Source organism: Lysinibacillus sp. G4S2 (genome assembly GCF_030348505.1).
Classification (GTDB): Bacteria; Bacillota; Bacilli; order Bacillales_A; family Planococcaceae; genus Lysinibacillus.
This window is the reverse complement of record NZ_JAUCFJ010000002.1, coordinates 2,977,059-3,003,400: the sequence shown is the minus strand read 5'-3', so window position 1 is coordinate 3,003,400 and position 26,342 is coordinate 2,977,059. Positions and strand designations below refer to the sequence as shown.

At 37.0% G+C, this 26,342-nt stretch carries 30 protein-coding genes; 22 read left to right on the top strand and 8 right to left on the bottom strand.

What is annotated here, in order from left to right:
* The first annotated feature begins 372 nt into the window (after positions 1–372).
* From QUF91_RS15530 to QUF91_RS15505, 6 genes are all read left to right on the top strand, one after another.
* Positions 373–1,434 carry a suppressor of fused domain protein gene (locus QUF91_RS15530; RefSeq protein WP_289418403.1) on the top strand — a complete coding sequence of 354 codons (1,062 nt, stop codon included), beginning with the start codon at positions 373–375 and terminating at the stop codon, positions 1,432–1,434.
* A gap of 153 nt (positions 1,435–1,587) precedes the next feature.
* The gene (locus tag QUF91_RS15525) at positions 1,588–2,298 is read left to right on the top strand and encodes a DUF4274 domain-containing protein (protein WP_289418401.1); all 711 of its coding nucleotides are present in this window, start codon (positions 1,588–1,590) and stop codon (positions 2,296–2,298) included.
* 69 nt (positions 2,299–2,367) lie between these two features.
* Positions 2,368–3,003 carry an RNA polymerase sigma factor gene (locus QUF91_RS15520; protein ID WP_289418400.1) on the top strand — a complete coding sequence of 212 codons (636 nt, stop codon included), beginning with the start codon at positions 2,368–2,370 and terminating at the stop codon, positions 3,001–3,003.
* An 85-nt stretch (positions 3,004–3,088) separates the two neighbouring features.
* Positions 3,089–3,931 carry a metallophosphoesterase family protein gene (locus QUF91_RS15515; protein WP_289418399.1) on the top strand — a complete coding sequence of 281 codons (843 nt, stop codon included), beginning with the start codon at positions 3,089–3,091 and terminating at the stop codon, positions 3,929–3,931.
* Positions 3,932–4,026: 95 nt separating this feature from the next.
* Positions 4,027–4,188, top strand: coding sequence for a hypothetical protein (locus QUF91_RS15510; RefSeq protein WP_289418398.1), 162 nt, complete (start codon positions 4,027–4,029; stop codon positions 4,186–4,188).
* 198 nt (positions 4,189–4,386) lie between these two features.
* Positions 4,387–4,854: a DUF4259 domain-containing protein gene (locus QUF91_RS15505; protein WP_289418397.1), complete on the top strand. Its 468-nt coding sequence runs from the start codon at positions 4,387–4,389 to the stop codon at positions 4,852–4,854.
* A 312-nt stretch (positions 4,855–5,166) separates the two neighbouring features.
* Here the strand turns inward: QUF91_RS15505 and QUF91_RS15500 are convergent, their stop codons facing one another.
* From QUF91_RS15500 to QUF91_RS15490, 3 genes are read right to left on the bottom strand one after another with little or no spacing between them, the layout of a single operon-like run.
* Complete coding sequence (locus QUF91_RS15500; protein WP_285395876.1) at positions 5,167–5,418, bottom strand: hypothetical protein; 252 nt, start codon at positions 5,416–5,418, stop codon at positions 5,167–5,169.
* 18 nt (positions 5,419–5,436) lie between these two features.
* Positions 5,437–5,667 carry a hypothetical protein gene (locus tag QUF91_RS15495; RefSeq protein WP_289418394.1) on the bottom strand — a complete coding sequence of 77 codons (231 nt, stop codon included), beginning with the start codon at positions 5,665–5,667 and terminating at the stop codon, positions 5,437–5,439.
* A 35-nt stretch (positions 5,668–5,702) separates the two neighbouring features.
* Complete coding sequence (locus QUF91_RS15490) at positions 5,703–6,296, bottom strand: TetR/AcrR family transcriptional regulator (protein WP_285395878.1); 594 nt, start codon at positions 6,294–6,296, stop codon at positions 5,703–5,705.
* 175 nt (positions 6,297–6,471) lie between these two features.
* On the opposite strand from QUF91_RS15490, the gene QUF91_RS15485 reads away from it, so the two are divergent.
* Complete coding sequence (locus tag QUF91_RS15485; protein ID WP_285395879.1) at positions 6,472–6,942, top strand: hypothetical protein; 471 nt, start codon at positions 6,472–6,474, stop codon at positions 6,940–6,942.
* Positions 6,943–7,299: 357 nt separating this feature from the next.
* On the opposite strand, the gene QUF91_RS15480 is transcribed toward QUF91_RS15485, so the two are convergent.
* Positions 7,300–7,551, bottom strand: a complete 252-nt coding sequence (locus QUF91_RS15480) for a hypothetical protein (protein WP_289418393.1) — start codon at positions 7,549–7,551, stop codon at positions 7,300–7,302.
* A gap of 51 nt (positions 7,552–7,602) precedes the next feature.
* On the opposite strand from QUF91_RS15480, the gene QUF91_RS15475 reads away from it, so the two are divergent.
* Positions 7,603–8,076 (top strand): hypothetical protein, encoded by a 474-nt coding sequence (locus QUF91_RS15475; protein ID WP_285395881.1) that lies wholly within the window; start codon positions 7,603–7,605, stop codon positions 8,074–8,076.
* 55 nt (positions 8,077–8,131) lie between these two features.
* On the opposite strand, the gene QUF91_RS15470 is transcribed toward QUF91_RS15475, so the two are convergent.
* Complete coding sequence (locus tag QUF91_RS15470) at positions 8,132–9,289, bottom strand: immunity 26/phosphotriesterase HocA family protein (RefSeq protein WP_289418392.1); 1,158 nt, start codon at positions 9,287–9,289, stop codon at positions 8,132–8,134.
* Between the two features lie 287 nt (positions 9,290–9,576).
* On the opposite strand from QUF91_RS15470, the gene QUF91_RS15465 reads away from it, so the two are divergent.
* The 3 genes from QUF91_RS15465 (at position 9,577) to QUF91_RS15455 (ending at position 11,947) form a co-directional block, all read left to right on the top strand.
* Positions 9,577–10,011 carry a GNAT family N-acetyltransferase gene (locus QUF91_RS15465; protein WP_285395883.1) on the top strand — a complete coding sequence of 145 codons (435 nt, stop codon included), beginning with the start codon at positions 9,577–9,579 and terminating at the stop codon, positions 10,009–10,011.
* A gap of 11 nt (positions 10,012–10,022) precedes the next feature.
* The gene (locus QUF91_RS15460) at positions 10,023–10,502 is read left to right on the top strand and encodes a nucleoside 2-deoxyribosyltransferase (protein WP_285395884.1); all 480 of its coding nucleotides are present in this window, start codon (positions 10,023–10,025) and stop codon (positions 10,500–10,502) included.
* Between the two features lie 461 nt (positions 10,503–10,963).
* Positions 10,964–11,947 (top strand): helix-turn-helix transcriptional regulator, encoded by a 984-nt coding sequence (locus tag QUF91_RS15455; RefSeq protein WP_289418391.1) that lies wholly within the window; start codon positions 10,964–10,966, stop codon positions 11,945–11,947.
* Between the two features lie 76 nt (positions 11,948–12,023).
* Here the strand turns inward: QUF91_RS15455 and QUF91_RS15450 are convergent, their stop codons facing one another.
* A complete protein-coding gene (locus tag QUF91_RS15450) occupies positions 12,024–12,461 on the bottom strand; it encodes a hypothetical protein (RefSeq protein WP_289418390.1) in 438 nt (145 codons plus the stop codon).
* A 93-nt stretch (positions 12,462–12,554) separates the two neighbouring features.
* Between QUF91_RS15450 and QUF91_RS15445 the strand changes: the two genes are divergently transcribed.
* From QUF91_RS15445 to QUF91_RS15415, 7 genes are all read left to right on the top strand, one after another.
* Entirely contained in the window at positions 12,555–14,243 is a 1,689-nt protein-coding gene (locus tag QUF91_RS15445; RefSeq protein ID WP_289418389.1) for an AAA family ATPase, read from the top strand.
* A 283-nt stretch (positions 14,244–14,526) separates the two neighbouring features.
* Complete coding sequence (locus QUF91_RS15440) at positions 14,527–14,658, top strand: hypothetical protein (protein ID WP_285395888.1); 132 nt, start codon at positions 14,527–14,529, stop codon at positions 14,656–14,658.
* Between the two features lie 66 nt (positions 14,659–14,724).
* Positions 14,725–15,258: a TetR/AcrR family transcriptional regulator gene (locus QUF91_RS15435; RefSeq protein ID WP_285395889.1), complete on the top strand. Its 534-nt coding sequence runs from the start codon at positions 14,725–14,727 to the stop codon at positions 15,256–15,258.
* A 263-nt stretch (positions 15,259–15,521) separates the two neighbouring features.
* On the top strand, positions 15,522–15,944 hold the full coding sequence (locus tag QUF91_RS15430) for a DUF3995 domain-containing protein (protein WP_289418379.1): 423 nt from the start codon (positions 15,522–15,524) through the stop codon (positions 15,942–15,944).
* Between the two features lie 41 nt (positions 15,945–15,985).
* Positions 15,986–16,603 carry a histidine phosphatase family protein gene (locus tag QUF91_RS15425; RefSeq protein WP_289418378.1) on the top strand — a complete coding sequence of 206 codons (618 nt, stop codon included), beginning with the start codon at positions 15,986–15,988 and terminating at the stop codon, positions 16,601–16,603.
* 90 nt (positions 16,604–16,693) lie between these two features.
* Entirely contained in the window at positions 16,694–17,530 is an 837-nt protein-coding gene (locus QUF91_RS15420) for a D-alanyl-D-alanine carboxypeptidase family protein (RefSeq protein WP_289418375.1), read from the top strand.
* A gap of 462 nt (positions 17,531–17,992) precedes the next feature.
* Positions 17,993–19,258 carry a polysaccharide deacetylase family protein gene (locus QUF91_RS15415; RefSeq protein WP_285395893.1) on the top strand — a complete coding sequence of 422 codons (1,266 nt, stop codon included), beginning with the start codon at positions 17,993–17,995 and terminating at the stop codon, positions 19,256–19,258.
* Between the two features lie 52 nt (positions 19,259–19,310).
* On the opposite strand, the gene gltS is transcribed toward QUF91_RS15415, so the two are convergent.
* Both gltS and hutG read right to left on the bottom strand, forming a co-directional pair.
* Positions 19,311–20,495 (bottom strand): sodium/glutamate symporter, encoded by a 1,185-nt coding sequence (gltS, locus tag QUF91_RS15410; RefSeq protein WP_289418374.1) that lies wholly within the window; start codon positions 20,493–20,495, stop codon positions 19,311–19,313.
* Entirely contained in the window at positions 20,492–21,457 is a 966-nt protein-coding gene (gene hutG / locus QUF91_RS15405; RefSeq protein WP_289418373.1) for a formimidoylglutamase, read from the bottom strand. The genes gltS and hutG overlap by 4 nt, the downstream gene beginning before the upstream one ends.
* A gap of 139 nt (positions 21,458–21,596) precedes the next feature.
* Here hutG and QUF91_RS15400 point away from each other — a divergent pair, with 139 nt between their 5' ends.
* From QUF91_RS15400 to QUF91_RS15385, 4 genes are all read left to right on the top strand, one after another.
* Positions 21,597–22,484 carry a LysR family transcriptional regulator gene (locus QUF91_RS15400; RefSeq protein ID WP_289418371.1) on the top strand — a complete coding sequence of 296 codons (888 nt, stop codon included), beginning with the start codon at positions 21,597–21,599 and terminating at the stop codon, positions 22,482–22,484.
* A gap of 663 nt (positions 22,485–23,147) precedes the next feature.
* Positions 23,148–24,383 carry an acyl-CoA dehydrogenase family protein gene (locus tag QUF91_RS15395; protein ID WP_289418369.1) on the top strand — a complete coding sequence of 412 codons (1,236 nt, stop codon included), beginning with the start codon at positions 23,148–23,150 and terminating at the stop codon, positions 24,381–24,383.
* Entirely contained in the window at positions 24,380–25,156 is a 777-nt protein-coding gene (locus tag QUF91_RS15390) for an SDR family oxidoreductase (protein WP_285395898.1), read from the top strand. Before QUF91_RS15395 ends, QUF91_RS15390 begins: the two co-directional genes overlap by 4 nt.
* Before the next feature lie 12 nt (positions 25,157–25,168).
* A complete protein-coding gene (locus QUF91_RS15385; RefSeq protein ID WP_285395899.1) occupies positions 25,169–26,212 on the top strand; it encodes a phosphotransferase family protein in 1,044 nt (347 codons plus the stop codon).
* Positions 26,213–26,342: the final 130 nt, after the last annotated feature.

Here is a 26,342-nt window from a genome sequence, read left to right as displayed (position 1 = left end):
ATATTACGGTAATGGAATGGGTAATATCTCTTTAATGTGTAAATCAATGTTTAATAAGTAGAATTCTAGGGGGAAATCATGCTTTAATTAATAATAAAAGAGATATACATAACGAGAAATCCTCCTAGTTAGGCGTTTATTTATGAAGGTAATAAATACGAGGACCATGAAGGAAATCATAATTTTATTAAGCTGCCTTTAGAGGAGCTAAAAGAGAGAATTATGAAGGAAAAAGGTAATATCTTGCTGAATATAATTTACAAGGTAGGCGAAAGCGGAAATTTTAATGGCTTGGACGCCTGAAAGACCAAAGAAACGAGTCCGTAAAATACCTTAAATTTGAAAATCAAAACATACATAGGAGGCGTTATCATGAGCGAAGACGTAAAAGCATTTGGCTGGGATGCAATTGATGCGGAGTTACTAAAAATTTACGGGGATCAGGAGCCAAAGCATTATGGAACCATTCTTCCCTATTCATTAGGAGGCGAGGATCCACTGCAAGGAATCAGCGCCTATAAAAGTGAGACACCAGTTCCGCACTGGCATTTCGTAACATATGGATTTTCTGAGTTATATGAAAAAGAATCAGAGGATGCTGATTACAGTGGATATGGGTTTGAGCTAACATTTCGACTTGTACGTAATGAGGATGAGGAGGAGCCACCAGCTTGGGCGTTGAATTTGCTACAAAACATGGGAAGATATGTTTTTAATAGTGGCAATGTTTTTAAATCTGGTGATTATTTGGATGCAAACGGTCCAATCTGCCTAGGTGAAGACACGCTTTTAACGGCTCTTGCTTTTACGTTCGATCCAGAGATGCCTGCTATTGATACACCAAATGGACAAGTCGAGTTTATTCAAATGGTAGGTATTACAGGTGATGAGCTTGAGGCAATGCAAGTTTGGAATACATTAGGTGTGCTAAATGCAGGTTTAGCGTATATCCCGAGCTATGTTACTGATTTAGATCGGGCATCACTATTACAGATTTCATCCATTGCTGAAGCAGTAGAAAAAGGAATGAAAGAAGGAGGCTCGAACACTGGCTTTTTATTTGTGGACCAACTGGCATGGGAACAGGGGAAAAAGGGATGGTTCAGCAAACATCCTGATAAAGTTATGCTAGGGGCAAAGCAGGCGGAAATCATCGGCAAACTACTGCGCGGCCGAATTTTAAAAGGGAAAAACCTCACCCTCGTTGGTCGAGAAATTCGAATTATCTTTAGACCAGGGGAAAAATCCGAGTTCAGTCTGGATGATCAGGATATTATCATTACGTTGAATGAAAAGGCCGCCACGGAACTTGGCCAAAATTTGATACCGCAGGAAAAAGAATTCGAATTATCTTCTTTAACGGGGCTTTCGTTCCAAATAATGAAAACCTACATTAAAGATCAGGAAGGAAACGTTGTAGAAACAATCGGATAAATATGAAGAGAATTGTCTCCCGCTAGTAGATCTATTTGATGCGGGAGATTTTTTCATCAATGGTGGAGTGTAAGTTGAATGGTGAGAAATCTTCTGTAAAAGCTACTAAATTTGGATGTGATCAGATGAGTTATGGACACGAAAGGAGTACAAATGAACTGGTTAGAAGTTAGTAAATCTAAAGATATTGAAATTATTCGTGCAGGCGTGAATCAGCTTGATCCGAATGAACGAGATTCAAGGGGAAGAACGCCTATAATGCTTTTTGTCATGAATCGAATGCCGCTTGAAGGGATTAAACTTCTTCTTGAGAGAAATATAGATTTAGAGGCTGAGGATAAGTTAGGAGATACGGTTCTAAAGAAAGCGGTCAAGTTCAAGCAAGTGGAAGAAATCAAGCTACTACTGGAGTATGGAGTGGAATTGAATTCAGCTAAAGGTATTTTGGCGACAGCTTGGAATACTGCAAGAATGAATAATGCAATTGCTGATTTACTGCTGAATACAAAAGGGGCTATCCGACTCACATTAGATGCGGAAGAACAACGCGAAGTAGATGATATTTTATATGAAGAATCGCTGGCAAAGATGTGTAGCATGATTAGAGAGTTGTCATATCCAGTGCTTCTGCACGCAGTGGTTAACGGCTATAACTGGGATGACGGACCGGAGCCGATGATTGTAGCTTTTGAAAATCCAGCTTGTGCAGAGATTACCCTACTTGACATGTATGAGCTAATGGATGGTGATTATTGGCTGGAACAAGATGAAGAAGAATTGGCGAAGCCATCGTGGAAATGCCCTTGGAGAAGACTAGCAGAGGAACTAACGAAGAAAGTCAATCTGTTAAATACTCGAATCTAGTATTCAAAAAGAAACAGAGGCTAGGGATTATTGCTATAAAATTAATTAAATGTAGTTGTGAGTATGATATTGGATGCTGAGCTTCTCAAGCAGTTAAAACAATTGAAGGTTGTCAGTGAGCAACTTGCAGAGTGGATAGATGTTGAAATGTTCGATCCAGAATATTTAGAGCGCGAGCAAATAGGATATAGCATTGATTTTGAAGGTAACTCTCTTATTCATGATGAAGAGGGGGCATGGCAGGCTGATTGGCTTGTGATTGGGCATATGAAACTGACAGGTGATCCGATGATTATAGAGACAGCAGAACCTGGGCAACCAGTAGCTGTTCTCATGCATGGTATGGGTGACTGGCATGCAGGTAGTTATTTGACTGGTTCAGTTTTAAATTTTCAGGTAGCTATCCAGCAATTTAGACAGCTAATTGCTCAACAAAATGAATCATCATGGAAAATAAAGTGTATGGAACTTGAACGAATAATTACAGAGATTGTATCTGCGGATGAATACGCCGATAAAGATTTATGGGAGTCTCTATTGAACCCTGCTTTCCAAGCGGCCCGTCGCATGGAAGATGAATTGACCAAGCAAGTGCTGATGATGAGCAAGCGCGGAATGTCCATCAAAGAAATTGCAGACATGCTGCAGTTACCGCTGAAAGAAGCGTATGGTTATTTGAAAAAGGCTAAAGAGTTTCATGGTTGAAGTGTGAAAATGAGCGAATGAAAGATAATAAAGAGCTTTTCGAGTTTTGAACCAACGAAGGGGATAAAAAGGGTGATGAATTTAAATGAAGAAACATACGAAAAGAACATTAAAAATCGTTGATATTGCCAAAGAGCCTTTAGAGAAAATACCATACATTACCGCTACATCAAAAGACGCGAGGATTTCTTATGAATGGCTTCCTATATATTGGGGAGAGATACTTGGATTGCCAGAGGAGCTAGATGCCTTAATTGTTGCATCTGATTTACAAGGCATCGCGGATTATAAGCAAGAGCAGGTGGAAGAAACACCAAAGTTACTGGGTGAGGAACTTGCGGAAGTGCTTTCCCTTTTGTTCCAAATCCATTTGTCAGATTTGGACCCAGCTAAGGTAATGGTATGTTTATGTGGAGATTTGTATACTGATCTAACCAAAAGAGGTGCTAACGGAAACCCTTTGCCTGTTTGGAGAGCTTTTAGGAATTATTTTGGATTTGTTACTGGTGTAGCTGGAAATCACGACCTATTAACAAATAAGGAACAAGCTGAATTGGGTTCTACCACAGGTATTCATTACTTCTCGGATGGAGGGGCGATGATGTACGCTAATCTTGCAGTAGCAGGACTCGGAGGAATCATTGGTAGAATAGATAAACCAAATCGAATGGAAGAAGACAATTATTTAGCAAAACTTCGACACACTTTAAGGCAAGTTCCTGACATCCTGCTACTTCATGAAAGTCCGAAGATTAGCTCACAAGGCCTACCAGGGAATGCACATATTTGGAAAGAACTACAGAACTCTGCTGAGCTTTTGGTCTGCTGCGGCCATGTTCATTGGGATACACCATTGGTTGAAACGAATAACGGGCTACAGATTTTAAATACAGATGGACGTGCTTTTATCTTTACAGCTCCAAACTAGTTTAGGGATGATTTGGCTCATCACCAAAAGTTGTGAGTGACATTTGTTAAAACGTATGCAATATAGGTTGATTGGAGTGGAGGGTGGGCGACTCCTTGGGGATCAGCGTCAAAGATGAGACCCTGGAGCGAGCAACGCGAGTGAAGCGGCTCATCGGACGCCCCCAGGAAAGCGCCCAGCCGGAACGGAAATCAACCACACGTTTTGGTGAAGAGCCGATGATTTACAATTTAGTAAACAATCCGGAATGTATATGAACTTAGCTTCTCTCATAGTTTTTAGGGAAGTAAAGATTAAGACATTTGGAGAATTGTGATATTTTACTAGTGTGTTGATTAAGAAAAAATAGGTTTATTATTGACGATAATAGGAAATCAAAGCTTCTAATTAATTTGGGTGGATAAACATGGTTAATCAAAACACCTGATATTTTAAATATGAAAGGAGACTTAATAATGGGCGCATGGGGATTTAAACCATTAGAAAGTGATGAAGGCCTGGATGTAGTCGACTTTTTACAGGGCTATATTTATACTTTGGAATCAAATCATATAGAGCTGTCTGAGGTTATTAATGCGATGAAACGAGAAGGATTTTTTGGTGAGAGCTTCGATGAAGTTGATTTCTTTTTCGATATAAGTGCAATGGCGCTTGCAGAGCTCTATGTAATGTATCTTGAGACAGGAAAATTATATGACGCTGAAGACGAATTTGAAAAAATACACTCAATAAATGCGAATGAAGAATCATTGAAGTTTATATTAAGATATTTAGCGGATATTAGAGCTGAAGTTCCAGATGCTGATGGTATTAGGGAAATCGTTGAATTATGGCGTGAATCAGAATGCTGGGTTGAATGGAAATCTAACTTAGAATTTCTATTCAATAGAGTTGAAAAGGAAATTATCCATTCTTTAAAATGACATTGGTTGCTACTCAGTATTTTTTATGAATAGAGCTTTTCTTCCCTTGAAATCTTGTAATGATCAAAGGAAGAAAAGCTCTTTACTTTTAGAAAAAGGGAACAGAACTGTGTAAGCTTACATTTAGAATGCTGATTTCAATCCATGCGCACACCTCATTTCTAGAAAGAATCTGCTCAAAGCAACATCGAATAAATGCTGAAGAATCGAATCCACTAGGTTGCTCTTCCCATTCGTTAAAGTATGAGAGGGGGCATAAACAACACTCAAAAGCTTTCACCTAAAAATGTCATCTGAAAAGGTTAATGATACTTATCTAATCGTTTTTTCACTTTGTCGATATATGAAAACACTGCTTATTATTCCAAGTCCACCAACTAACAAAATCCATTTGTTGTTGAAAAAGAGTCCAAACACCAGAATTACACTACCAATAATCCCGCTTGAAAAAGCACTGGATACCATCGATTTTTTTGTTGGTTTAGGGAATTGAATAGAGGTTCCCAGATTTTTATTTCCCCATTTACAAGCCGCGTCCATGATATTTTGTAGTTTGTCTAACATCTTTTTAGCCTCCTAATTTTAAAATACGAAAAAAGAAAAAAATGTATTGGACAGAGCACCTAAAAAAGCCAACATTGAAATTGATAAACAAACCATTCCGGCAATTTTTTTCGTCTTCTGTTCTCTATTCTTTTTGGATATTAAAACTAACCCTAAGATTAGTAGGAAAATTGCTGAAATGAAATTAATCGCAATAAAGAAAGGTGAAGTTTCTTTAAGAAAGTCTATAATACTCCAAAATAAACTCATTGCTATCCCGCCTATTTTATATTTGAAAAGATCCTCTACTCAAAAATACTTGCTACCAACTGTTTAGTCATAAATTGAAATGCAGCTAAATGATCGCAGTTCTTTGAAATCCCTTCTTTACTTGCAATACTTGAAAGAAGTACGGTGAAAGTAGAAAATGCTAACTTTTCAGAAACCTTTAATTTAAGATTTGCTCGTTTGATTGCAGTACGAAAAAGTTCACTACTATCAAATGTTAGTTTTTCTTTCATTTCCTCCGATAGTTTACTATAAAATGATGTGAAATCGATCGTTTTTACGTCATAAAGAAATGGTTTGGTTTCGTATTCGTAGTAAAGCTGGATTATTGCTGTTTCAAAACCGGACTTTTCAGGGCATTGTTCAATTCGCTCAATGAAATTTCCATAAATAGTATCTTGAATGTCATACAAAACTTCAAAAAAAAGTTCTTCCTTACTTGAATAAAAATTATAATAAGTACCTGTTGATATTTCTGCTTTCTTACACAATGCGCCAATGCTTGTTTCTTTATAACCCTGTGTAATCCAAAATGCCATACACTCATCTTTCAATTTACTTTTAATTAGAATTTTATCTTCTTCTGAAAAAACTTTTTTTCCTCTTGCCATAAGTGAATACCTCCTTTGTGAATATTTCATATGAATATTCATGTAATTTATTCATACAATACCATCAACAATGATTCTTTACAAGGGATTAAAAATAAAGACGCTAGACTAATATCGTTCATTATATATATCAGCATTTCATTGTATTATTAATTGTAAAAGGGAGTGACTGAATTTGAAGTATGAATTTTGGATTATGGCATCAATTACAGAGCTTGTTGATTTTCCAGATGAAGACAGTGATAATTACACACCTCAAGCGAATTTTCATGAAATTATGAATGCCCTTGATATTTGTGTACCTATTAATGAAATATACGAACATTATTTTAATCAACCTGTACATACTGGGCATGTTTTGGTATTTGCTAATAAACTACAACCAGATACATGTATTGTCTTTGATACTTATCGAGATCCAACAGACCAACACGATATGATTCAATTCGGGTGGAGAGTTAGTGCAGAAAAAGCTAACCTATCAGTAAGACAGTTAGCACGGCGATTTTATGATGAATGCGAAGATGCTGTTCGCTACGAAGAAGGTCAATCCGTACTCTATAAGGTGTTACAGGAGGAACGCTATCCGCGCAAACTATACTATAATAAAGTGTTTGAGCAGCAAATCAAAAGGTACCTATTATGATCACTATCTAATTTTATTATCTAAAAACCATACCCTATTACAGTATTTGTCAGCCAACTGTTGATAGGTGCTGTTAGAATACTACCTATTAAAGAGATGGAATGAATCGGTAATGTAAATATACCTTTTCTGCTATAATTAACGACTATACAGATAGGGATGATACAAATGCATATCGTCACAATTGAAGGTGTACCATATGATTGGTTGAAGCAATTGCAGGAAATACATGCACATGTACGGATTTAGAGATGCTACAAAATAGTGATTTTTAGTAGCTATTAATGCTGAGGAAGTGATTTTACTAGGACGCTCTTCTCATCCGTTAAAGTATGAGAGGGCAGGCATAAATAACATTCAAAAGCTTTCACCTACTTTCATCTGAAAGGGATAACGGACCATAACGATTCTTCTACCTCCTTTGAGAGGTGGATTGTTTGATCGTGTCCATATTTTTTTATCAAGCGAAGGTAAATTGCTGGCTTGAAAATCGGACCATTCAAAGCCCGTCTCAAATCCTACGATTTCGAAATTATTTTTGTTTAATTTTATTTTATCAAGTATTTTATTACATGCCAGACATGGAAAAGCTATACTGTTATCATTCATTATAAATCCCCATTTCATTTGTTTTATTAATTGTAAAAGGAGAGATTGAATTTGTATTATGAATTTTGGATTATGACATCGATTTCAGAACTAGTGCATTATCCCGACGAATGGAAAGATGAATACATACCTCACCCGAACTTTAAAGCGATTATGGATGCTATTGGTATTCGTGCACCAATCGAGGATATTCACGAGCGTTATTTTAACCAGCCTGTACATACTGGTCATGTCCTAGTGTTTTCCAATAAACATGAGCCAGGTACATGTATTGTTTTTGACACTTATCGAGACGCAATGGACCAGAGCGATATGATTAGATTCGGATGGAGAATCAGTGGAAAAGAAGCTATTGAATCAGTAAAACAATTATCACGGCACCTTTATGATGAATGCGAAGATGTCACAGTATTCTACAAGGAAGGTCAATGTGTTCTTTACGAGGTACTGAAAGAAGAACGTTATCCACGTAAAATTTATGATAAAAAGGTATTTAAGCAGCAAATCAAAAGATACCTAGTTTGAGATAACTGTCCTGTTATCTCAAACCGAAAAATCATCTGTATAGTATTTATATCCTTTATTTACGGGTGCGGGCATATTTTTTCGATAAATAATCTAAATACTCCAGCCTAGTGAGCCCACCTGTTTGACGGTTGAATTCATCGTATGTAATATCCTTTGGAAAGCCAAATTCCGCCAGTGCCTGTTTGTGCTCCTTGGTGTATAACGGATTATCCAGTGAACGAGACCGAGAAAAAGTATCAAAGCACTTGACATCAATGCCTGCTTGTACGCCATAATTAGAAAAACGGCTTCCCGTCTTAAAAGAAGTTTCTTGTTCTGACTTGCTAATTGTTCCTGTGCCCCAGGAAAGGCGGTAGCGCTCTTCTTTTCCATTATCGATGTTTATACCGTAACCAAGTGGCAGGAGAATATCTGTTTCAGTTAGCGTTTTGTGTCCAACTTTTTCATAGCCACCCCGCATAAATAGGTCGTCCATGACAATCAAGGTTTGTTCAGATAATTGGACTGATGTAATATCCTCAATACTTGGGCAACGATTAGTTGTTTTAAACAGATAAGGTCGAATAAAAAGCGGCATCGTCATGACATCATTCCATAGACTATCTTTCGAAAATAGACCATCTTTTTGCATTTGGCGTAAATCTCCAATAACAAGCACAAAGCCGTCTGTGAATAAATCAATTTCAACTCGGAAAATATCTCCTGGAACAGCTTTATAGCGTAAGCTTTTTTTCCTTGTGAGCTTTTCTAGCTGTAAATCATAGTCTGGAGGCAAATTTGACGGATACTGATGTAGCCACTCAACGATTTCCTCTTTGCTCGTTAAATTCTTCATGTTGGTCAGGGGCAGTGAGAAATAGGTTTTCATATTGCGAGCGTTAATGTGACTAGATGGCGGGTCCTCGGTACGCACGCCAGCAGAAAAAACAACCCCGTTCGCTTTAACGCTGGAAATATTGGTATAATTCATTTTTTTCTCTTTACCGCGGGCAGTTTGAGGGAGAATTACTTCACAATTTCTTGTTGGGATCTCTACATCCGCTTCTTGATAAGCTTGCTCATTAACGAAGATACGTTTTTTTATGATATCACCGTCCACGCAAATGTAATAATCATCTCGGATTTCAATCGTCCCCCAATGCTCTTCAATGGGATGTAATCCGAAATAAGGGCGAAGCGTATTTGTTAGCCAACTGTTTAATGGTGTCATAAAATTACCTCCTTTTATTAATCAAAAGTGATTATGTCAAGTATACTTAATGCGACTTGCAACGAAAATATATAATATGAAAATATCCATAAAATAGTTAATTTTGATTATTTAGAATGATCACAAGGAGAGAAGGTAGGAAAAATAAACTAAGAATAACCCCACAGCATCTCTATGAATTCACCTTTTTTTGCAAAATACTACAACACGAGTGAATATGAATGTTCAACTTTGTAGTTAAACCTTTTCTGCTATAATTAACGACTATACAGATAGGGGTGATACAAATGCATATCGTCACAATTGAAGGTGTACCATATGATTGGTTGAAGCAATTACAGGAAATCCATGCACATGTATTTGATGGAGCAAATCTACCACTAGAAAAACTTGAAAGTAAAGAAGGGCTAATTTGTTTATTAGCAGTAGAGAATGAGGATATAATAGGTTTTAAACTAGGCTACACACATCCCGATGGTGTTTTTTATAGCTGGTTAGGTGGTGTACATGAAAAGCAACGTGGTCAAGGAATTGCCAGCCGGTTAATGAGGAAGCAGCATGAACATCTTCAAGCTCTTGGCTTTAATAAAGTTCGTACATATGGTAGAAATGAGCGAAAGGCAATGCTTATAACAAACTTGAAACACGGTTTTGACATTGTTTCAACATTTGTTGATCATAAAGGTAGACATAAAATAGTGTTTGAAAAAATATTGGAATAGGAGTTTTATTAATGAAGGCATACTTAGCAAATGGATTATTTTCTTTAGGAGATCGTTTAGTCAACGAGCAACTCGCTGCAGCAATTAGAGAGGCAGTACCAGGTATTGAATTATATGTACCGCAGGAGAATGACGCGATTAATGATAAAACGGCATATGCAGATAGTTTGGCGATTGCACAAGCGGATTTAGAGATGCTACAAAATAGTGATGTTTTAGTAGCTGTTTTAGATGGCGTTGAAATTGATTCGGGTGTGGCAGCAGAGATCGGTGCATTTGCCATGTTGAATCGACCAATCGTTGGTGTATTTACAGATGTTCGTCAACAAGGTCGAGACAATATGATGAAAATAGAGGCACTTGTACGCGACGGAATGGAAAATCAATTTGTTTATCGCAATTTATTTGTCATAGGCTTGATTAAACGTAATGGCATCATTACATCTTCCATTGAAGAAGCTGTCCAAGCCGTTCAAAACTATAAAAAATAGCAGTTTAGTATGCTACTTTCAACCTTTCAACAACAGATATTGTAGCAGGACTGAAGGAGAGATGAAGTGAGTAGGTAGAAATGCTCGTTCACTCTCAAGAAATGGTTGCGTAAGCTATGTAGGAAGTAGTGGAGTAATTAGGAGTAATATAATTGTTGGAGAAAGGTTTTGTGAGGCGTTTGTCATGGGTGGTGCATAGGTAAGAGTAAAAAAATAAACTGGTGAGGACTTCAATCGAAAAGATTGGAGTTCTTTTTATGTGTAAAGCCGTTATTCATTGTAAAATTAAAGTTAATTATAACAAAAATATAGTATGTTTAGTCTGTTTAAAGATATTTTGTTGCTAAATTAGTATAGTGCCAATTATACCAATAAAATAGAAATTCCGTAGTTATAAGGACTAATAGTGTCCAAGTCGTTTTGTATAATGGGGGAGTAACTATGAAGAAAGAGTGGGATATATGGTAGATTCACAACAAAATAAAGGCTATCGAGTCATTTCGATGTTTGACAGATTGATGGATGGTCAAGGAATTAACAAAAAACAAGAAGCATTTACACATAATGTTGGTGAAAAAACCATACAACGGGATTTAAATGAAATTCGAGCTTATATTGAAAAAACTAAATTGGATTGCCATTTAGAATATGTGCGAGTAGAAAAGGTGTACCGGCTGACGAAAACAGGAAAAAATATTTTATCAAAAGAGCAAGTGTTGGCGATTGTCAAAATTTTGATTGAATCTAGAGCACTGTTAAAATCAGAAATGAGTGATATTATAGATAAACTTATTTCGATTGTTGCAACTGATAAGCAGGAATTTATTCACAACATTATTTTAAATGAAAAACATTTGTACGTAGATTTAAATCATAAAAAATCTTTACTACATTTAATTTGGTGTCTTTCAGAGGCGATTCAAAAGAAGAAAATCATTAAAATTGATTATTTGCGTGAAGGTGAAATAATTCCTAAAGAAAAGATCTTAAAACCGCTCGCCGTCATTTTCTCAGAGTACTACTTTTATTTAATTGCTTATGATAATAAGCATGAAAAGGATTTGCCAATTGTCTATAGAGTCGACCGTATACAACATTTTCTTGAGCTAGATAAAAAGTTTCAAATACCATATGCCGAGCGTTTTCAAGAAGGTGAGTTTCGTAAACGTATCCAGTTTATGCATGCTGGCGAGCTGATGCGTATAAAATTTATATTTAAAGGAGCATCTCCGCAGGCTGTATTAGATCGTTTACCAACTGCAAAAATAATATCCAATAAAGATGGGCAATGTTTATTTGAAGCAGAGGTTTTTGGACGTGGTATTAAAATGTGGCTACTGAGCCAAGGGGCAAACATAGAGGTGTTAGAGCCAATTGAGCTTCGAGAAGAGATCATTGACACGATTCAATCGATGCAGCAAAATTATCGCTATATAAACGTTTAATATGCTAGAAGGTTACGTATGTAAGTGGTAAAAATCCGCGTAGACTATAAGCGGATTTTTACCATTGGCATGGTATTTATATTTCATAAAAAAGTTCCTCAATAAAGGTCATATTAAAATCCCCTAAAAGGTCATAATCTTTCATATAGCTTTCCTCATATAAATAAACAAATAAATGCTTTTCGTCATCCAAACGTAAGCCAACTTCACGATTATCATTAATATGCAATGTTAACCAATAAGCCTCATCATAATCCGAATTGGCAAAATATACTTTGCGAAGTGGTTGGTCATCTAAATTTTTCATAATTTGATTGATTTTATTCGCATCTGTAATAGTGATTGTTTTTTCATCAGAAGCTCGAATTACTTCAATTTCTTTAATTTGCTTGATATCAAGTCGTTCAATAACCTCTTCGTCAAAAGTTGAATCGCGAGTTAGTAGCATTGTTGAAATAAATAAAATGATAAGAGGTAATAGGATAGCGATTAATACTTTATATCTTTTTTTCATGTTAAACTCCTTAAATTCTAAAAATTCGCACATATGTATTATTTTCCACGCTATAATTGAGCATATACTGAAATGATAAAGGATGGCAATTAAATGACACATAATTATGAAGAAAAAGAGATATTTTATCCAAATGGTATATTAATGTATCGTGGCGGTGTAAAGAAGAACGACTTTGGACATGACATTTATGATGGAAAGGGGACGTTATTTGATCAGGAAGGTGAATTGTTATTTGAGGGTGAATTCGCCAATCATATGAAGCAAGGTAACGGCATCATGTATTTAAAAGGACAAATGATTTATCAGGGCGAATTTATTCAAAATAAAAAACAAGGAAATGGTATTTTATACAAAGGTGGTAAGGTCTATTATGAGGGGCATTTTCGCAATGATTTAATGGAAGGTTACGGAATTTTGTATTATGAGGATGATGTTATTGCCCCGTTTAAAGAGCTTCGTGCACAGTATTCACATTTAAATCAGCCGCTATATGAGGGTGATTTTGTCCATGGCATGAAGAAAGGAAAGGGAAAACAATATTATCCAAGTGGTTTTTTACAATATGAAGGTGATTTTATATGGAATCATATGCAAGGTGCAGGAAAGCTTTATGATGCTCCAAAGTCGCCAAGTGCTAAGGAACTTGCAAATGGTTTAACAACACTTCAGTATGAAGGCTATTTCTTTGAGGATTTGAAGCACGGAAAAGGAAAAGTCTATTCCAGACAAGGCGTTATCGAAGCGGAGGGTCAATTTAAAGAGGATGCTATGACAGGACATGGAACTCTTTATTACGCTAATGGACAGGCTTCTTATATCGGGGAACTTGTAAATGGTGAAAAGCATGGTCGGGGAGACTATTTTAATGAAGAAGGGAAAATTATTTATAGTGGTGAATTTATCAATGGTGAACGTTTACGAATAACACCAGAAATTGAGCGAGAGATTGAAAAATTACAGAAGCAGCTAGATGGACTTGTAGGGCTTCCTAATGCCAAAAAGGAATTACATAATCTCATTAACTTTATTAAAATTCAAAGCTTACGTGTCGATCATGGCTTAACAAGCTTCCCGATAACATATCATCTTGTGTTCTCTGGGAATCCAGGTACAGGAAAAACGACCGTTGCCCGTATAATAGGCCAACTATATAAGCATCTTGGTGTACTTTCAAGCGGGCATTTTGTGGAAACAGATCGTGCGGGCTTAGTAGCAGGATATGTGGGTCAGACGGCTTTAAAGGTTCAGGAAGTTGTGAATAAAGCAAAAGGTGGCGTACTCTTTATTGATGAAGCCTATGCATTAATCAATGATAAACAAGACGCATTTGGAAAAGAAGCGATTGATAGTCTATTAAAGGCGATGGAAGATTTACGTGATGATTTAGTTATCATTGTCGCTGGTTATACAGAGCTCATGGAGGAATTTTTATTAGCCAATCCAGGGTTTAAGTCACGCTTCAATCATTTTGTAAAATTCGATAATTTTAGCACGGATGAGCTTTATGATATTTTCGCCATGCTATGTAAAAATAATGATTATCAATATGGTGAAGCATTTGCACACCATATGAAGGTCCAATTGCATCAAATTCCAGTTGAATCAATTCTAAATTTCTCAAACGGTCGTTATATTCGAAATTTATTTGAAAAGCTTGTGACGATTCAATCCAACCGTCTCATTCAACAGGAGAATATTACGAAAGATGAATTAATGGAATTTGCAGAAGAAGATATTTTACTAGGCATAGCAGAAAATCTATTTGATAATACATTTTAGTTGTTGGGAACCATGGCCAAGGTAACCTAAAAACCTTGGCTTTTCCCACAAAGAAATAGGAAAAGAGGAAGAATAATAATGAAAAAATTTGTGTCAATAATTTTAGTATGTGCTTGTATTTTACCAAGGGTGATAACGATTAATGTAACGATTAACAACAATATCAAAGTTCATAAAAATAATCCGAATGAATAATTGAAGCCCAGCACCAAAAGTTGTGGATGACATTTTTTAAAATATATGCCCTGTATATTGTTGATTGGAGTGGAGGCTGGGCGACTCCTTGGGGATCAGCGTCACAGGTGAGACCCTGGAGCGAGCAAAGCGAGTGAAGCGGCTCATCGGACGCCCCCAGGAAAGCGCCCAGCCGGAACGGAAATCAACCACACGTTTTGGTGATGAGCTGAATAATTGACAAAAAATGAAATTAATTGTAATCTAACATAAAACATACGGTGCCGTATTTTACTGGAGAGATGACATGCAATTAACGAGAGAAGATTGGATAAAAGCAGGATTACAACAATTAGCTGATGAAGGAATACATAAAGTTCGCATTGAAGCACTTGCTCGATTGCTAAAAATAAGCAAAGGGAGCTTCTATCACTATTTTCGTGACCATCAAGAGCTGTTAGATTCTATGCTCGACTATTGGGAAATGCATGCAACAAAGCTGATTGTACAAAGTATGGAACAAGAAGATGCCTCATTAGAACAGCTATTACAAATTAGTTTTAATCGAGATAAAAAAATGGAAATTGGCATTTATACTTGGGCTAAATATGATCCTGTTGTGGCAACGCGTTTAGTAGATATTGAAGAACAGAGAATTTCTTGTGTTGCAAAATTGTATCAAAAAATGGGCATAGACGAGCCGGAATCAATGGATCGAGCGAGACTTGCCTATTTAACGTATGTAGGATGGATGACAAGATTTGAAGCAAATCCTAATTTTGAAATTGAAAAAATGGTTGAGCTTTTAACTTCTTTCAGCGGGAGTCCAAACATCCGTTGAAATAGAGGAACTTAGTCTAAAAATGCCACGTCCTGTGGAAAAAACATCGTGTTGCTGTCGCTTCGCTTTCGCACAAAAAACATCGTGTTGCTGTCGTTACGTTAGCACTGCGCTTTCGCACAAAAACCATCGTGCCGAGGCATAATTGATTATTCGATAATTAATGTCCCTAATAAGGTTATAAAGCCTGAAGGGACAACATTTTTACTATAAACATACGCTTGTGTATGTTTTGTTTGAATTACTACATTGGGGGCGAGTAAATGAAATTATTTGTAATATTAGTAGCTGTAGGACTTCTGTGGTTTATCAGTTTGTTGCATATTTATTGGGCTTTTGGAGGTCGTTGGGGTTCTGCAGCTGCTATCCCAGTAAGAGAGGGAGAGCATAAACCTGCTTTTACTCCTAGAAAATGGGGGACATTGTTAGTTGCTATTCTTATTTTCATGGCGAGTGTCGTTCTTGTTGTTCAAGGAGGGTATTTGCAAGGTTATCAAGCAAATGGTTTATCTAAAATCGGAAGTGTTGTCTGTGCTTTCGTTTTCATTATTCGGGCAGTCGGCGATTTTAAGTATGTTGGATTTTTTAAAAAAATAAAACACTCACAGTTTGCTAGATACGATACTTGGTTTTACAGTCCATTATGTTTATTCTTTGGAATTGTCTATATTATTCTATTGTATTAATATTAGTCATAACTAGGGAGAAATTATAGGGGGAAACAATATTGAAGAACCAAACGATTTACTTACTTCGTCATGGTGAAACTGAATTTAACACACAAGGACGATACCAAGGAGAGCTCGATTCTCCATTAACAGAAGCTGGCATACATCAAGTACAACAAAATGCTGTAATGCTGAGAAGTTTGATTGGGGATCCTAACGAATGGAAAATTGTGTCGAGCCCATTAGGAAGGGCAATGCAAAGTACTGAAATCATTTGTGAAACAATTGGATTTGATTTGAAGAATATTGAAAAAGAAGATCGCTTAACCGAGGTTGCTGTGGGGCAATGGGCAGGATTAACAACGAAAGAAATTGAAAGTTCTTGGCCAAACCTTTTGCATAACACAGACGTGTATAATTGGTATTTTAATGCTCCTAATGGAGAAGCTTATGACTTGGTAGTGAGCAGACTAAGTGCTTGGCTAGAAGACATTCAACATATACCGAAAGTTATTGTTATTTCCCACGGTCTAACAGGTCGCATCTTACGTGGCATTTATGCTGATCTAAAAAAGGAAGATGCACTGAAGCTAGAAGTATCTCAGGATGTATTTTTTAAATTAGCGAATAAAAAAATTACAAGAATTTGTTCAAATTTCGATGATTTTTATGAATGAAAAAAATCAATTCTTAAGAATTTCTTCATCAATCTCCTACAGGAATATTCAGAAATGTCTCCTATTATAATGTGTGGGAGGCGTTTTTTTATGAAGAAATTTGTCGTATTTTGTTGTATATGTGTGGCTGCATTCTTTTTTTATTATACAAATAACACAACGCAACATTCGCAAATAGACCTATCTTCGTTACATAGCAAAAATGCTTTGTTACTGAATAAAAATGGAGATGTATTGTACGAAAAAAATGCAGATGCCATTATTTATCCTGCATCATTAACGAAGATCATGACAGCGATTGTTGCCATTGAGATGAGTCCTGATCTACAGAAGCAAACAATTGTTGAACCGCAAATGATTTCTAAATTTACTGCTCAAAATGCATCCATGGCTGGCTTTCAGGCAGGAGATTTTGTGACGATTGAGGATTTATTATATGGTACATTGCTTGCCTCTGGGGCAGATGCTACAGGAACAATTGCAAATGCCATTGCGGGTAGTGAAGAGGCATTTGTGACGTTAATGAATAATAAAGCGCATGAACTCGGGATGGACGATACGCATTTTGTGAATGCCAGTGGATTACATGATGACGATCATGTCTCCAGTGTCCGTGATATTAGTAAGTTATTTCGTTACGCTATTGAAAATCCTACATTTTATCAAATATTGACTTCTAAAAGCTATACAACTCATGTACCGAATGAGCTAACAATATCAAGCTCACTTTTGTCAAAATTACCAAATGGGGAAGGTGCATTATTGGGTGGAAAAACGGGCTACACACCTGAAGCAGGCCTATGCTTAGCCTCTATTATCGAAAAAGATGGTGAACAATATATTTTCGTTACGACAAATGCGAATGGGCAAGCTTGGACACCACCACTCCATATTGAAGATGCATATACAGCGTATGACGCATTATGAATGAAAAAAATACGAAAAAATAAATAACTTTTTTAACCGTTTCAATCGTCTTATGAATAGGGTGACTTCATACACCCAAAAAAGAGAAGGCGTTTTGGGAGCCTTTGATCGGCACAAGTGTTGGGAATCATTTGGATGTCGATAAAATAGCTAACAATGTATTCACGCTTGGGGATACAATCGATCATTTTGATGTAAGAGGGGAGGTGTTGCATGTATTTATTGAAATAACAAAGAAAAAAGAAAAATTTTTTAGAAAAGCTTCAGTAAACATTTCAACAATATGCCGTTGATCTTAGCTACCAAAAAACGCTAATAAAGAAATTTTTATTCTTAAAAACTAGTTGAATCCTACTATTTTCTGGTATAGTCTATTAATTTATAATTAAAGTCGAATCTTAGATTTTTTCAGAGAAAACATATGAAAAAAGACTTCAGTAATGATAAGGGCGGTGTTGAACAATGAAAAAGCTTTTACCCTATGCTATATTTTTGACATTTTTAATCAGCTTTGTGTTTGTAGATTTTGCCTCAGCAAATGCTGAGGGAACAACCGTTATTCAATCAGTAGTAAAAGACACGACAGTTTATGTAGAACCTTCCGTAGAAAGTGCCGGAATTGGTCAAGTAGCAAAAGGGAGTTATGTAACCGCTACACCTGTAAATCAGGAATGGACTAAAATAAAGGTTCAACAGCTAGAGGGATACGTAGAAACGGCCGCATTAAAAAGCCTAACGTCCGAAAAATATGTAGTGACGAAAAAAGGTGGCACAACTTTATTTACATATCCTAGTCCAAGTGCACAAAAAACAGGACAGCTTAATGAAAACACTCTTATTTTTGTTTATGGATCAGCACCTGGAGGTTGGTCTTTTGTCCAATATGGTCAAGAAACAGGCTATGTTGCTACGAATTCTTTAAAGAAAGCTGTTGCAACAAAGAAACGAGTAAATGCGGTAAATGGTGCTGTACTTCGTGTAACAGCTAGCCCAAGTGGCGAGGTCGTTGGTACGCTTGCCAATAAAACGAGCGTTCAGCACTTTACAACGATTGCAGGTTGGGCTTATGTAGAAGCAGGCGACCAAAAGGGTTATGTGAAAGCTTCTGAGCTAGCAAATATCCAAATACTTGATAATAAAGTATATAATAAAGGTGTACCAGCAGCGAAAGGGCAGAAGAAGCGTGTGGCTTTAACGTTTGATGATGGGCCAGATGCAAAAGTAACCCCACAAGTTTTAGCGATTTTAAAGAAATATGATGCAAAGGCTACATTTTTTATGGTTGGGACAAATGTCTCGAGAAATCCAGCATTGGTAGAGCAAATTTATGAGGCTGGCCATGAAATAGGCAATCATACTTGGAATCATTCGAAGTTAACAAACTTATCGACAGCAAATGTTAAACAAGAGGTTAATAAAACTAGCGATGCTATATATAAAGCAATCGGTCAATATCCAACAGTTTTCCGTCCACCATATGGGGCAACGAGTGATAAAGTTCGTTCAGTTATTACTATGCCTTCCATTTTATGGTCGATAGATACACTTGATTGGAAGCATCGCAATGCAGATAAAATTTTATCGTATGTGAAATCGTCTGTGAAAGATGGAAGCATTATTTTAATGCATGATATTCATCAATCAACAGCAAATGGTCTGGAAAATGTTATTCTTTATTTGCAAAAACAAGGCTATGAATTTGTAACTGTTAGTGAAATATTACAATAATCTATAAGCTATTAAAAAGTGCCGTGCAACTGTCGATTGCACGGCACTTTCATTATTTAAATAAATTGATAGTCGTAATAATAATAGGAATACCGAATACGTCGATCAAAAACGCTCCTACAATTGGCACAACGAGAAATGCTTTTTTAGATGGACCGAAACGGTGGACAACGGCTGACATATTGGCCATTGCATTTGGTGTTGCCCCTAAACCGTGTCCGGCAAAACCAGCGACCATAACCGCAGCATCGTAATTTTTTCCAAGTAATTTAAACAATACAAAGATACTAAATAGAACAATAAAGAATACTTGTGCGAAAACAATGATGAATAGTGGAAGTGCTAAATCAGCAATTTCCCATAATTTAATACTCATGAGTGCCATTGAAAGGAAGATACCTAAAGTAACATCGCCAATTAAAGAAATGCTTTTCATGTTAATCGCTTCAGGTTTTACTTTATCCATAATATTGCGCACTAGCACAGCTACAAACATTGCACCGACATAGCTAGGTAATACAAAGCCAGTAGCTTCTGAGAATAATGTTCCAACATATGTACCTACCGCCATACAGAACGTTATTAATAATACTTGTGTAAAGAATGAATCGGATGTAATTTGTTCATGTTTATTTTCAAAATCAACTTCTTCAGCTTCTTGTTCATCAGGCGTTAGATTATATTTACCAACTAAGTATTTTACAATAGGACCACCGATTAAGCCACCAGCAACTAAGCCACATGTAGCCGCAGCTGCACCAATTGTCATGGCTGAAGAAATACCTAAGTCTTCTAATGTTTGTCCAAATGCCGCGGCAGCACCATGACCACCTTCCATAGAAACAGCACCAGCCATCATTCCGATTAATGGGTGAATCCCCATTAGAGACGCAAGTGATACACCGATAACATTTTGCATTAAGGCAAGGAAACCACAAGCCAACCAATAAATAATTAATAATTTCCCACCAAGCTTCACAAGTTTAAAGCTTGCGCCTAAGCCAATTGTTGTGAAGAAAGTGATCATAAATAAGCTTTGTAATGACGTATCAAGCGAAATTTCTAATACGCCAGTTGTCTTTAAAATAGTTGCCAAGGCGGCGAATAGTAAGCCGCCAACTACAGGTGCTGGAATACAAAAACGTTTTAAAAAACTTATTTTATTTATGAGCCAGCTACCCAATGCGAATAGAGCTACTGCCAAAAATATTGTTGTGATTTGATTGAATTCAATCATGAACCTTGCCTCCTAAGTAAGTTATTAAGTGCTTCATAAACAAAATAAGCACCTAATTTAACTGTCCGTCCGTTCTCATCAAGTGAAGGATTTACCTCACAAATATCAAAAGAATGTGTATGTGGATGCGAAGTTACTTTTTGAAGTATTGAACGGACAGTCGTTGGATCTAGTCCAAACGGTGATGGAGCACTAACACCCGGTGCGAATGCAGCGTTTACCACATCCATACATAGCGTTAAGAGAACATAATCATGATTATCCATAAATTGTTGAAGATCGTGCATGATTTGCGCTTTATTTGCTGCCGTCATATTTTCTTCTAACACATAGTTGACGTGCAATTCATCGGCCTTTTCAAATAGCTCTTTTGTATTGCCGTATCGTTGTATGCCTAGAACAAAGTAATCTGCATGTGGGTCCTGCTCTAAAATCTGACGGAACATTGTACCAGAAGATGGTTGTTCATCATAAGGTCGTAAATCAAAATGAGCATCGATATTGACTATCCCAATTTTCGCATCCTTAGGTAATGCAGCGCGAACGCCTAAATAATGTCCGTATAGGGTTTCATGTCCTCCACCTAGCACGACACATTGTAATTTTTTATTTAGCATTGTTTTGACAATTTCACCGAGTTCACGCTGCGCTTCTTCTAATGCGTGGTTCAGACAAATAACGTTACCGACATCTATAATTTGCTGCTCATCGTGAAATGTCCAAGGTAAGCTAGATAATGCTTCACGCAGAGCATTAGGTGCACTTGCTGCTCCTACACGTCCTTGATTACGACGGACACCCTCTTCACAAATAAAGCCAACAATTCCGGCATGCTGATCATCTGAAGCGCTTACATCATTAATAGGAATTCTTTTCACTTTTTGATGTAAACGAAAGCTACTTAAATTTGTAGTTGAATCTATACGGCCTTTCCATTGTTTTTGATCTGTCATTGTATACATAGCTATATCATCTCCGTTTCCAATATTATTGTAGTGTTAATATTGTCATGAATTTATTATATATTCACATAATTATAATTACTAATATATAATTGATATTAATCTATAGCTTTTAACTATAAATAGGGGGTAGGATGCTTTGGATTTTAAACAATTACAATATTTTATAGCAGTTACGGACCAAATGAACTTCTCAAAGGCAGCAGAAAAACTACATATATCTCAGCCTTCCTTAAGTAATGCGATTAAGAAATTAGAGCAAGAAATTGGATCACCTTTACTTGAAAGGAATACGAGAAATCTTCAATTAACAGAAGCAGGTGAGCTTTTATATGAACGAGCTAAAGTTATATTGAAAAACATGGAAGTTCTTAAAATTGAAATGGATGAGGTGATTGTACATGGCACAAGCGAAATAACGATTGGCGTTATGGAATCGATTAAGCATTGGCTACCAAAAGTCATTACAGAATATAAAAAGGCATATCCACAAATGATGATTCATCTAGTAGATATTCTAGGAAGTAAGCGTGTCAAAAAATCGCTCAAAAGCTATAAAACACACTTAATTATTACAAATCAAATAATGGATGATGAAGATCTTGAAGTGAAGAACTTATATGAAGAGCGACTTGTAGCCGTTTTACCATTAGATCACCCATTAGCAAAGAAGGATAAACTGACGATTGCTGATTTAAGTAATGAGCCTTTTATTATTGGTACTGAGGGCTTTCAAACGAGACGTGACATTTTAGATGCATTTGAAAAGGCTGAAAAAAACATTAATATCCAGTTCGAAATCGAACGTTTTGAAACGGCAGTGTCTCTCGTTCGTGAAAACTTAGGAATTACCATTCTACCTGAAAATTATTTAAAAGGCCCTACTGCGAAAACGATTGTACAGAAAGAAATAGATTGTCCTAATTTACGACGCAATGTGTATGTGGTGTACTTAAAAAATCGCCATCTCCCTTTTGCCATTCGTCAATTGATTACTGATATTATGAAGATCGGTAAAACGCTTTAGAATATGGGGAGTTTTAACGAGCATGGTTGTTAATTGATTATGTTAAAAATCGAACTATAACAATAATGATTGTAGAAAGTTGTTCGTTTCCAATAAACTCTACCTATCATGGTCTTCGGTTGTCATATACAAGAATGGTGACAAACTAGTCTGTTTATACTGTTTTCCTTTTGTTTATTTTCAATGTACAAAGATTTCGCTAACCGTTCAATGTTCGGCTATTTAATGATGATTGTAGTGACTTCACTTCTTGCTTTTTCTGCTGAAGTTTTGAGATTTGTCGAGAACTTTTGATTGTTTATCGACCAACTTTTTCGATTTATCACCCAACTTTTATAATTTATCCACCAACTTTCGAAAAATATCGACATCTACCTTCATGCAACAGTTGTGGATGACGTTTGTTAAAAAGTATGCCATTTATATAAGTCGGAACGGAAATCTACCACACATTATGACAAAATAGTGTTTCGACTTGTTTTTTATCGTAATGTGATTTTTTATCTGCTCGAAACACTATCTAAAGTATGAATTTTCTCTATAATTCAAATTTTCATTTAATAGACGTTGATTTACAAGTAATATAGCGGTAGCATTTACTGTAAGAACTGAAAATGAGCATTCATTCATTTTTGTTGATGTTCAAACAAAGGGGGCTTTTTAATGAATTTTTCTTATAACGAAAAAGTAGTGGAACTGCAAGAGAAGCTGACAAATTTTATGGAGCAATACATTTATCCAAATGAGGCCGTGTATGCTGCACAGGTAGAGGCAATGGAGAATCGTTGGGGAGCGATTCCGCCGATTATGGAGGAATTAAAGCTCAAGGCAAAAGAAACGGGCTTATGGAATTTATTTTTGCCAGATAGTGAATATGGTGCGGGTTTGACGAATTTAGAGTATGCACCTTTATGTGAAATAATGGGACGTTCTTTACTTGCCCCTGAAGTGTTTAATTGTAATGCACCAGATACAGGGAATATGGAGGTGCTTGTGCGTTATGGTTCAGAACAGCAGAAAAAGCAGTGGCTAGAACCGTTATTACGAGGGGAAATACGTTCCTGCTTTGCGATGACTGAGCCCGCAGTCGCGTCTAGTGATGCAACAAATATCGAAGCTAGTATTGAACGTGATGGCGATCATTATATTTTAAATGGCCATAAGTGGTGGACAACAGGAGCTGGAGATCCTCGCTGTAAAATCGCTATTTTTATGGGGAAACATAAAGGTTCTTCAGCACCAATCCATGAGCAGCAGTCGATGATTTTAGTGCCGATGGATACTCCTGGAGTAAAAATAGAACGTAAACTTTCTGTATTTGGCTATGATCACGCCCCAGAAGGACACGGTGAGGTGACGTTTACGAACGTTAAAGTACCTGTTGAAAATATATTGTGGGGAGAGGGCAAGGGCTTTGCGATTGCCCAAGGTCGATTAGGACCAGGTCGTATCCATCATTGTATGCGTCTTATTGGTGCCGCTGAACGGGCATTAGAGGAAATGTGTGTGCGTGTACAGGAGAGACACGCTTTCCATCGACTGTTAGCAGACCAAGGTGTGATGCGTGAGCGTATTGCGGAGTCGCGGATTGATATTGAACAAGCAAGACTGTTAACGCTAAAGGCAGCGTATATGATGGATACTGTAGGTAATAAAGAGGCAAAGGCAGAAATTGCGATGATTAAAGTGGTAGCGCCGAATATGGCATTAAGAGTTATTGACCGAGCGATTCAAGCATTTGGCGCTGCCGGTGTAGGACCTGATACTACGCTTGCTGCACAGTGGGCAAATTCTCGAACATTGCGCCTAGCAGATGGACCGGATGAGGTTCATCGTAACACGGTTGCCAAGTTAGAGCTAAAAAAGCATACCAAAAAACAAGAGGAGCTGGTGAAATGACGGTATTAGACTTATTTAGCTTAAAGGGGAAAACGGCCATTGTAACAGGAGGCGGACGTGGTCTTGGAGCACAAATTGCACAAGGCTTTGCAGAGGCTGGCGCTAATGTTGTACTGTGCTCACGAAAAGTGGAAGCATGTGAAGAGGTAGCTTCAGAACTAGCGAAAATAGGTGTACAGACATTGGCCATTGCTTGTGATGTTACAAAGCCTGAGGATATAGCAAATGTAGTGTCAAAAACGATTGAAACATTTGGGAAAATTGATATTTTAGTCAACAACAGCGGGGCGTCTTGGGGTACTCCTGCTGTTGAAATGCCATATGAGGCTTGGCAAAAAGTCTTCGATGTTAACGTAAATGGTACATTCTTAATGAGCCAAGCTGTTGGCAAAATAATGCTCGAACAAAAGAGTGGGAAAATTATCAATATCGCTTCGATTGCAGGGCTTGGTGGTACATTGCCTGATTTCATGGATACAATTGGATATAACGCAAGTAAAGGTGCAGTCATCACTTTAACAAAAGATTTAGCCGTAAAATGGGGGCCATATGGTGTCAATGTGAATGCGATTGCACCAGGATTTTTCCCAACAAAAATGTCAAAAGTCTTAATTGAGCGTGGACAAGATTATTTAATGGGGGTCACGCCATTGAAACGTTTAGGATCTGAAAATGACCTAAAAGGTGTTGCGTTATTTTTAGCAGCGGCTGCCTCAGATTATGTGACAGGGGATGTCATCGTTGTTGATGGCGGTATGAGTTCAATCATTTAGAGGAGGGGTTCGATGGATACGATACAAGTAAGGGCAAGTGAGCGTATTGATGAAGTGAAATTACAGTCATTTTTAAAGAACCAATTTCCTGAGTTACCAGAGGGGAAGCTAGAAATTTCACAGTTTAGTGCTGGACATTCAAATTTGACTTATTGCCTAAAAATAGGTGAATTTGAAGTGGTTCTTCGTCGACCTCCACATGGACCAGTCGCCAAAAAAGCGCATGATATGAAACGTGAGTTTACCATTTTATCTGCATTACATCCATTTTTATCTGCTGTGCCGAAACCTTATGTGTATGTTGATGATCGAGACATTATCGGCAGTGATTTCTTCCTAATGGAACGCAAAAAAGGAATTGTACTTGACACTCATTTTCCACCTGGTACTGAAAATACGGAAGAATTAGCACGACTTATTTCGGAAAAAATGGTTGATTCACTAGTTGCTCTCCATGCAATACCCTATAAGGAAACGAAGTTAAAGGACATGGTGAAGCCAGATGGATTTATGGAACGCCAAGTACATGGCTGGATTGAGCGCTATGACAATGCGAAAACAGCAGAGCTTCCTGAAGTAGCAACGTTGACAACGTGGTTAAAGGATCATCTACCTGCTAATCATGAAGCTACTATTATACATTATGATTACAAGCTTAATAACGCCATGTTTTCTAGTGATTATGCTGAAATGATCGGACTTTTTGATTTGGAGATGACGACTGTAGGGGATCCATTAGCAGATTTGGGCGTGGCCATGAGCTATTGGATGCATGCGGACGATCCAAAAATGCTTCAATATGCATTTGGAAAGCCACCAGTAACGACTTTACCAGGATTTTATACACGTCAGGAATTCATTAACCGATATGCAGAGAAAAGTGGGCGAGATGTTTCAACTATCGATTATTATATAAAATTTGCTTACTTTAAATTAGCGGTAATATGTCAACAAATCTATTATCGATATGTGAATGGTCAAACAAAAGACGATCGTTTTGCACAAATGGATAAAATGGTAGCTGCACTCATTCAGCAAGCTTCCAAGGAACTATAAAACGATAAAAAGACGGTTGCTTTTACTAGCAGCCGTTTTACTTTTATTATAACCACAGATTATCCGACATTAAATATTATATTCTAAGATACATTCTCGCACCCAATTTATTTTTCTAACAAAATATTCC

Bases quoted from the DNA above. Each gene is read 5' to 3' on its own strand.
- QUF91_RS15415 (WP_285395893.1), top strand. From the start codon at position 17,993: ATGAAAAAGCTTTTACCCTATGCTATATTTTTGACATTTTTAATCAGC.
- QUF91_RS15445 (WP_289418389.1), top strand. From the start codon at position 12,555: ATGACACATAATTATGAAGAAAAAGAGATATTTTATCCAAATGGTATA.
- QUF91_RS15515 (WP_289418399.1), top strand. From the start codon at position 3,089: ATGAAGAAACATACGAAAAGAACATTAAAAATCGTTGATATTGCCAAA.
- QUF91_RS15495 (WP_289418394.1), bottom strand. From the start codon at position 5,667: ATGAGTTTATTTTGGAGTATTATAGACTTTCTTAAAGAAACTTCACCT.
- QUF91_RS15385 (WP_285395899.1), top strand. From the start codon at position 25,169: ATGGATACGATACAAGTAAGGGCAAGTGAGCGTATTGATGAAGTGAAA.
- QUF91_RS15530 (WP_289418403.1), top strand. From the start codon at position 373: ATGAGCGAAGACGTAAAAGCATTTGGCTGGGATGCAATTGATGCGGAG.
- QUF91_RS15525 (WP_289418401.1), top strand. From the start codon at position 1,588: ATGAACTGGTTAGAAGTTAGTAAATCTAAAGATATTGAAATTATTCGT.
- QUF91_RS15450 (WP_289418390.1), bottom strand. From the start codon at position 12,461: ATGAAAAAAAGATATAAAGTATTAATCGCTATCCTATTACCTCTTATC.
- QUF91_RS15430 (WP_289418379.1), top strand. From the start codon at position 15,522: ATGAAATTATTTGTAATATTAGTAGCTGTAGGACTTCTGTGGTTTATC.
- QUF91_RS15455 (WP_289418391.1), top strand. From the start codon at position 10,964: ATGGTAGATTCACAACAAAATAAAGGCTATCGAGTCATTTCGATGTTT.
- QUF91_RS15470 (WP_289418392.1), bottom strand. From the start codon at position 9,289: ATGACACCATTAAACAGTTGGCTAACAAATACGCTTCGCCCTTATTTC.
- QUF91_RS15390 (WP_285395898.1), top strand. From the start codon at position 24,380: ATGACGGTATTAGACTTATTTAGCTTAAAGGGGAAAACGGCCATTGTA.
- QUF91_RS15465 (WP_285395883.1), top strand. From the start codon at position 9,577: ATGCATATCGTCACAATTGAAGGTGTACCATATGATTGGTTGAAGCAA.
- QUF91_RS15490 (WP_285395878.1), bottom strand. From the start codon at position 6,296: ATGGCAAGAGGAAAAAAAGTTTTTTCAGAAGAAGATAAAATTCTAATT.
- QUF91_RS15480 (WP_289418393.1), bottom strand. From the start codon at position 7,551: ATGAATGATAACAGTATAGCTTTTCCATGTCTGGCATGTAATAAAATA.
- QUF91_RS15435 (WP_285395889.1), top strand. From the start codon at position 14,725: ATGCAATTAACGAGAGAAGATTGGATAAAAGCAGGATTACAACAATTA.
- gltS (WP_289418374.1), bottom strand. From the start codon at position 20,495: ATGATTGAATTCAATCAAATCACAACAATATTTTTGGCAGTAGCTCTA.
- QUF91_RS15460 (WP_285395884.1), top strand. From the start codon at position 10,023: ATGAAGGCATACTTAGCAAATGGATTATTTTCTTTAGGAGATCGTTTA.
- QUF91_RS15395 (WP_289418369.1), top strand. From the start codon at position 23,148: ATGAATTTTTCTTATAACGAAAAAGTAGTGGAACTGCAAGAGAAGCTG.
- QUF91_RS15500 (WP_285395876.1), bottom strand. From the start codon at position 5,418: ATGTTAGACAAACTACAAAATATCATGGACGCGGCTTGTAAATGGGGA.
- QUF91_RS15420 (WP_289418375.1), top strand. From the start codon at position 16,694: ATGAAGAAATTTGTCGTATTTTGTTGTATATGTGTGGCTGCATTCTTT.
- QUF91_RS15505 (WP_289418397.1), top strand. From the start codon at position 4,387: ATGGGCGCATGGGGATTTAAACCATTAGAAAGTGATGAAGGCCTGGAT.
- hutG (WP_289418373.1), bottom strand. From the start codon at position 21,457: ATGTATACAATGACAGATCAAAAACAATGGAAAGGCCGTATAGATTCA.